Source organism: Intrasporangium chromatireducens Q5-1 (genome assembly GCF_000576575.1).
GTDB lineage: Bacteria > Actinomycetota > Actinomycetes > Actinomycetales > Dermatophilaceae > Intrasporangium_A > Intrasporangium_A chromatireducens.
On record NZ_AWQS01000301.1, the window covers coordinates 1 to 3,958 of the forward strand.

Sequence of the window (3,958 nt, forward strand, 5' to 3'; positions counted from 1 at the left end):
CGACACAAGGAAGGTAAACCAGTGAGCACTCTTCTGCTCCCGGTCAGCCAAGCTGAGCTCGAGGTCCCGTCCGACGCTACAGCGGACGATATCGATGCGGCGGTCGCCGCCTCGGTCGAAGCCGGCCATGGCTCGTGGCCCCGTGATCACAGGCGGCGGGCAGCCGTCATGCTCGCTTGGGCTGATCGGATCGAGGCCGAACAGGACGAGCTCGTCGAGCAGCTGGTATGCGAGACCGGCAAAATCGTCACCGAGGCACGAGCCGAGGTGTCCGGAAGCATCGACGCGCTGCGCTTCAACGCGGGGCTGTGCCGGCTGCCCCTCGGACGTGCCGCCTCCCTGTGGGACGGCAGCGAGTCGCACCTCGTGCGCGAGCCGGTCGGGCCAACGGTGTTCATCACCCCATGGAACTGGCCGGTGCTCCTTCTGCTGCGCGATCTTGCGCCGGCGCTCGCGGCCGGTGTCACCGCGCTCGTCAAGCCGAGCCCGCAGACCCACCACGTCACCGAGCACGTTCTCCGCCTCGGGCACGCCTCCGGCGTAGACGAGGACGTCCTCCAATGCCTGCCCGGCGGTGCCGCCGTTGGCTCGGCCCTCGTCCGCCACCCGGGGACCGCGGCGGTGGCCATCACCGGGTCGACCACGGCCGGCCAGGCCGTCATGCGAGACGCGGCTGAAACCATGACCCGCCCGCTCCTCGAGCTCGGTGGGAAGGGCTCGATGCTCGTCCTTCCGGATGGCGACCTGGAGCGGGCCCTCGCCTCGGCCGCGCGCGCCTCAGTCACGACCGCCGGGCAGATGTGCATGGCCTGCACGCGCGTCCTCGTGCACCAGGACCACCTGGCCGAGGCGTGCGCACGCCTCACCGACCTCATGGGCAGCCTGCGTGTCGGTGACCCGCACGACCCACAGTCGGATCTCGGCCCGCTGATCTCGGGCGATGCCTTCGCCAAGGTAACGTCCTACGTCGAGCTGGCCCGGCGCGACGCCACGGTCCTGGTCGGAGGTGAGCGACTCCGGCCACCGGGATCCCAGGGGTACTTCCTGGCTCCCGCGCTCGTGACAGACGTCGAGCGATCCTCTCCAATTGTCCAGGACGACATCTTCGGTCCGGTGCTGACCGTCGAGGCCTACCGCGACGAGTCGGACGCCATCGGGCTGGTCAACGCGGCTCCCTACGGCCTCGCGTCCTCGGTCTGGAGCCGCGACCTCGGCCGTGCACTCTCGGTGGCACGCGCCATCAAAGCAGGCACCGTGTGGGTCAACGGCTACAACCGTTCCTATGCGGAGGCACCATCGGGTGGTTACGGGATGTCCGGGTTAGGCCGCACCCGTGGGCTCGAGGGTGTTGAGCAGTTCACCGAGGTCAAGCACGTGCACTTCTCGTTGTAACCCATAAACACTCGGCTCCAGCGACGCAAATGGAGTATGCCCATGACTGTTCCCGCTAAGCCGCACGCGGTGTCGGTGACCTCGCCAATGGGCGCGCCACCCGGCGCTGACCTCCGTGGCTGGCTGGATCACCTGCAGGCTCGGCAGCGGCTCGCGATTGCTCACCCCGGCGTCGACCTCCGGTTCGGTGTGGCCGGGGTGGCCAATCGGCTCGACGGGACGAGGGCATCGTTCTTCCCGAGCCCCTCGGGCCACGACGTGCCGGTCGTCTCCGGCCTCCTATCGCAGCGCGGGTGGATGGCCGAGGCCATGGGGGTGAGCGAGAACGAGCTCATCTCCACGTTCGAGGCGGCCTGCCAAGAGCCCGTACCCTGGAGGGAAACCACCACCGCCGTATGTCAGCAGGTCGTGCACCAGGAAGTGGACCTCGAGCGGATCCTGCCCATCCCAACCCACAATGAGCATGACAGCGGCGGTTACATTACGGCCGGCCTGCTGATCTCGAGACAACGCAGTACTGGTGCGCAGAACGTCTCCATCCACCGGCTTCAAGTGAACGCGGCAAACCGGCTCGGCGCGCTGCTCCTCCCTCGGCACACCTTCGCGTTCTTCCAGGAACGCGAGGAGCAAGGCGAGGATCTCGAGGTCGCCGTCGTCATCGGCGTCGACCCGCTCACTTTGATGGCGTCCCAGGCGATCGTGCCGATCGGGCAGGACGAACTGGAGATTTCCAGCGCGCTGCGCGGCGCGCCCCTGCCGGTCGTCAAGTGCCAGACCAACGACGTCCGCGTGCCCGCCGACGCGGAAATCGTGATCGAGGGCAGGCTGCTGGCCAACCGGCGTGAACCAGAAGGTCCGTTTGGAGAGTTCCCGCAGTACTACGGTGTACGCGCCGAGAGACATGTCATCGAGGTCGATCGGGTCACGCACCGCAAACAACCGATCTACCACACGATTGTCGGCGGTGGCCTCGAGCACCTGCTGCTCGGCGGCATCCCTCGAGAGGCATCCTTCCTGGCTTATCTCCGAAGAAGCTTTCCCTGCGTGCACGATCTACACCTCTCGCGGGGGGGTGTGTGCAGGTATCACCTGTTCGTGCAGGTTGACTCGCCGAAACCCGGGGAAGTGAAGAACGTGATCCTCGGCGCCCTCGCCACGCACTACGACATCAAGCACGTCACCGTCGTCAACACCGACGTGAACGTCCACGACCCCGCCGAGGTCGAGTGGGCCGTAGCCACGAGGTTCCAGGCAGACCGCGACCTGGTAGTGATCACTGGGACACAGGGATCCAAGCTGGACCCGTCGGCGGACGACGGCGTCGGCGCGAAGCTCGGATTCGACGCCACCGTGCCCCCACAGGCCCCCCCCTGAAAGGTTCCTGAGGATCCGGGTACCCGGGCAGCAGGAGATCGACCTGGACACGGTCATCGACGCAAAGACCGACGACTGGCGACGAATTGGCATCGACGATTGATACCGACCAGCTATGGAACGGCGGCAGTTCACTCTCGCGTGCCCTTACTGCCCGCAGGAATCCTACCCGGGGCGTGCTTACCAGAGCGTCATGGAGATGGGACGGCCGCTGGCAATCGAGGCACTCCCCAACGGGATCGACCCGGCCCGGCCATCCCTGGTCGCCCCAGATCCGGCGGGCTGGTCGCTGATGAACGGAGTCATCCAGGGCCTCGTCGGGGGCCGGCCGACAGTCCACGGGGCGTCTCCCGGCAAATCATGACCATCGAGGAGTCTTCAAAGAACGAACAACGTCTGACGAAGAACGCCATTGTTCACGAGTAGGAAACAAACAGTTGACGCGGTACGGGCCGCGACCGCAATCACCGACCATGGGAGGCCGGACATGAAACTGCCTGACATGACGCCGAGGCTGATCGTTGGCATATCAGGCGCCTCTGGCGCCGCGTACGGCGTCCGGATCCTCGAAGTACTACAGCAGGCGCCGGTCGAGACACACCTGGTTATCAGCAAAGCCGGACGATTAACCCTGATGCACGAAACTGGGCTGAGGCAGAACGATATCGAACGCATGGCCAATGTGGTCCATCACAACCACGACATCGGGGCCACCATCTCAAGCGGCTCGTTCCGGACGCTGGGCATGATCGTCGCGCCGTGCTCGGTCAAGACGATGTCAGAGATCGCCTCAGGAATGACGGCCTCCCTGATGTCGAGGGCGGCCGACGTCGTGCTAAAAGAGCGTCGACGCCTTGTCCTCATGGTGCGTGAGACTCCGCTCCACCGGAACCACCTTCGCACGATGAGCGAGCTTAGCGAGCTAGGGGCGGTGATCGCGCCTCCAGTTCCGGCCCTTTACACCCATCCCGAGTGCGTACAAGACATTGTCGACCACACCGTAGGGCGGCTGCTCGATCTCTTCGACATTGAAGTAGGACTGGCCGAGCGTTGGCCCGGGATCGCACCCGAGATCGGCGCTCGGTAGGGCCCACGGACCCCGCGACCGGGTGACCGTCTACCTCGTCTCCGTCACCGACCTAACGCATCGCACCACCGGATCAGTCACGGACCCGAACGGCCCGTAGAACCG

The 3,958-nt window shown here is 65.8% G+C and carries 3 protein-coding genes; all 3 read left to right on the forward strand.

From position 1 onward, the window contains the following. Positions 1–21 precede the first annotated feature (21 nt). The 3 genes from N864_RS19925 to N864_RS19935 all read left to right on the forward strand — a co-directional run bounded on the left by N864_RS19925 (position 22) and on the right by N864_RS19935 (position 3,853). Positions 22–1,392 (forward strand): aldehyde dehydrogenase family protein, encoded by a 1,371-nt coding sequence (locus N864_RS19925; RefSeq protein ID WP_081794069.1) that lies wholly within the window; start codon positions 22–24, stop codon positions 1,390–1,392. Between the two features lie 42 nt (positions 1,393–1,434). Further along, positions 1,435–2,766 (forward strand): UbiD family decarboxylase, encoded by a 1,332-nt coding sequence (locus N864_RS19930; protein WP_205621009.1) that lies wholly within the window; start codon positions 1,435–1,437, stop codon positions 2,764–2,766. A 487-nt stretch (positions 2,767–3,253) separates the two neighbouring features. Next, a complete protein-coding gene (locus N864_RS19935) occupies positions 3,254–3,853 on the forward strand; it encodes a UbiX family flavin prenyltransferase (RefSeq protein ID WP_034721480.1) in 600 nt (199 codons plus the stop codon). Positions 3,854–3,958: the final 105 nt, after the last annotated feature.

What these genes read in the sequence shown, in the direction of transcription:
- N864_RS19930 (WP_205621009.1), top strand. Translation starts at nt 1,435, where the DNA reads ATGACTGTTCCCGCTAAGCCGCACGCGGTGTCGGTGACCTCGCCAATG.
- N864_RS19935 (WP_034721480.1), top strand. Translation starts at nt 3,254, where the DNA reads ATGAAACTGCCTGACATGACGCCGAGGCTGATCGTTGGCATATCAGGC.